Annotated in this window: 1 protein-coding gene; it reads right to left on the reverse strand. The window is 71.2% G+C overall.

Annotated elements, in window-relative coordinates:
• A partial coding sequence (locus A5789_RS16820) for a condensation domain-containing protein (protein ID WP_156747575.1) occupies positions 1–2,931 on the reverse strand: 2,931 nt, incomplete at both ends.

The following is a 2,931-nucleotide window of genomic DNA, read 5'->3' on the forward strand; positions in this document are numbered from 1 at the left end:
CCAGACGATTCACGATCGCCCCGTGACTCACCGCCACACCCTTGGGACGACCCGTCGACCCCGACGTGAAAATCACATACGCCACATGCTCCGGCCGCAGCTTGCCCAGCCGATCCACATCGGTCAGCGGACCGTCGGCGTAGCCGGACACGTCCAGCCGATCGAGGTCGAGCACCGGCGGCGCCGACTCCGCGCGTACCGGCGCATCCGTGGTCGCGAGTACACAGGCCGGACGCGCGGTGTCGAGGACGTACCGGATGCGTTCGGCGGGATGGTCGGGGTCCAGCGGCACATAGCCGGCCCCCGCGGCGACGGTCGCGTACATGCCGACCACGAGTTCCAGCGATCGGCGCATATGCAGCGCCACCAGCGATCCGGGGCCCACGCCCTGCGCGATCAGGTGGCGGGCGAGCCGGTTCACGCGGGCGCCGAATTCGGCGTAGGTCAGCGTCGTCTCCGCGTAGGTGAGCGCGGGCGCCTTGGGCGTGCGCGCGGCCTGCACATCGAACAGCACGGGAAGTGTTGCGGTGCGGTCGATTTCGGCAGCGGTCGCATTCCAGATGTCGAGGACCTGCAACCGTTCGGACAGTTCCAGCAGGTCGATGTCGCGGATGCGGACGTCGGGGTCCGCCGTCACCGCGGTGAGCACCCGCAGCAGCCGGCGACCGAGTGCGGTCACCGTCGACGCGTCGAACAGATCGGTGGCATACCGCAGCACCGCCTGGAGTTCGCGGCCCTGCGCGCCGTCGACCTCGGCCAGCGACAGCGCGAGATCGAATTGCGCCACGGGATTGGCGAGCGGGTAATCGGTCACCTCCAGCCCGGGTAGCCGCAGGTCGGTGCCGGAGCGCTGCTCGAACGACAGCAGCACCTGCACGATCGGCGCATAGGCCTGGGAGCGTTCGGGATTCACCTCCTCGACCAGCCGGTCGAACGGCAGGTCGGCGTGGGCGAAGGCCCGCACGTCGGCGTCGCGAACCTGGGCGAGCAGCTCACCGAACCGTTCGTGCGCGCCGATCCGGGTGCGCAGGACCAGCGTGTTGACGAACATGCCGACCAGGTCGTCCAGCGCCTGCGCCGATCGGCCCGCGATCGGTGTGCCGACGGCCAGGTCCCCGGTACCGGACAGCTTGGCGAGCAGGGTGGCGTAGGCGGCGTGCAGCACCATGAAGGTGGACACGCCCGCGCGCCGGGCCAGGGTCTCGACGGCGGCGGTCAGCCCGGCCGGAATGCGGAATTCGATCGCCGCGCCCGCGCCCGACGCCACCGCCGGCCGCGGCCGGTCGCCCGGCAGGTCGACGACCGCGGGCAGGTCGGCCAGCTCGGCGCGCCAGAATTCTAGGTGGCGGGCCAGGCGGGATTCGGGGTCGTCGGCGCGACCCAGGACCGCGTGCTGCCACAGCGCGAAATCGGCGTACTGCACCGGCAGCGGCTGCCAGTCGGGTACCGCCGCGGCCCTGCGGGCGGCGTAAGCGGTCACCAGATCGCGAGCCAGCGGCGCGGTGGACACGCCGTCGGCCGCGATGTGGTGCACGACCACCAGCAGGATGTGTTCGTCGGGCGCTACCCGGAAAGCGCTGATCCGCAACGGAATGTCGTGCCGCAGATCGAAGCCGCGCGACGCCGCGGCGGCGAGTTCGGCATCCACGTCGCCGGCATTCACGGTATGTAGCGTGAGGGCCGTGGCGGCGCAGTCCTCGACGGCGCGAATGTCCTGGCGCGGGCCTTCGGCATCCTCGGGGAAGACCGTGCGCAGCGACTCGTGCCGAGCCAGGACATCGGTGACCGCCTCGGAGAGGGCGAATTCGTCCAGATCGCCGCGCAGGCGCAGGGCGAACGGGATGTTGTACATCGCCGAATCCGGCTCGATGCGGTTCAGCAGCCAGATGCGAGTTTGGGCGAGCGACAACGGAATTCGGTCGGGACGCGGCCCGGCGATCAGCGGCGGGACGGTCGCGCCCGGTGCGTCGTCGACGAGGCGGGCGAGCAGAGCGGCGGTGGGTGCGCCGAAGATCTCGGCGACGTTGAGATCGCAGCCCAGCGCCTCGTTGACCCGGGCGACCACCCGCATGGCGAGCAGGGAGTTACCGCCCGCGGCGAAGAAGTCGTCGTCGGCACCGAAGCGATCGGCACCGGCCGGGTCGAGGCCCAGCAGTTCGGCCATCACGGCGGCGACCACGGCCTCGGCCCCTTCGGCCGGGGCGCGGTAGACGGACTTCTCCCCCGGGTCCACGGCCGGCAGTGCGGCGCGGTCGAGCTTTCCGGAGCTGTTCACCGGTAGTTGCGCCAGCACCGTGACCCCGGCCGGGACCATGTACGCCGGCAGGGCGCGGCCCGCGGCGGCCAGGACGGCAGCGGAATCGACGGAGGCACCCGCCGCCGGCACCACGTAGGCGTGCAGCCGGGCCCGCTCGCCCGCTCCCGTCACCACCACCGCCGCCTGGGCGACGCCTGCCCGCCCGGTCAGCGCGGCCTCGATCTCGCCGAGTTCGATGCGCAGACCGCGCAACTTCACCTGGAAGTCGTTGCGGCCCAAGTATTCCAGCTCACCGGTGCGGTTCCATCGGACCAGATCGCCGGTGCGGTACATCCGTGCTCCGGCGTCGAACGGGTCGGCGACGAAGCGATCGGAGGTCAGGTCGGGCCGGCCGACGTACCCGCGCGCAAGCTGATCGCCCGCAAGGTACAGCTCGCCGGTGACACCGACGGGGACGGGACGCAACCCCGAATCCAGCACGTAGACACGGGTATTGGCCACCGGACGGCCGATCGGCACGGTCACCGCGTCCGCCTCGGTCACCTCGTGGAAGGTGACATCGACCGCGGCCTCGGTCGGACCGTACAAATTGTGCAGCGGCGCACCACCGAGCTCACGCCAGCGCGCGGCCGTATCCGCGGGCAACGCCTCACCCGAGGTGAACACGCGACGCA

It is taken from the genome of Nocardia sp. 852002-51101_SCH5132738 (genome assembly GCF_001665695.1).
In the GTDB taxonomy this organism is placed as follows: domain Bacteria; phylum Actinomycetota; class Actinomycetes; order Mycobacteriales; family Mycobacteriaceae; genus Nocardia; species Nocardia nova.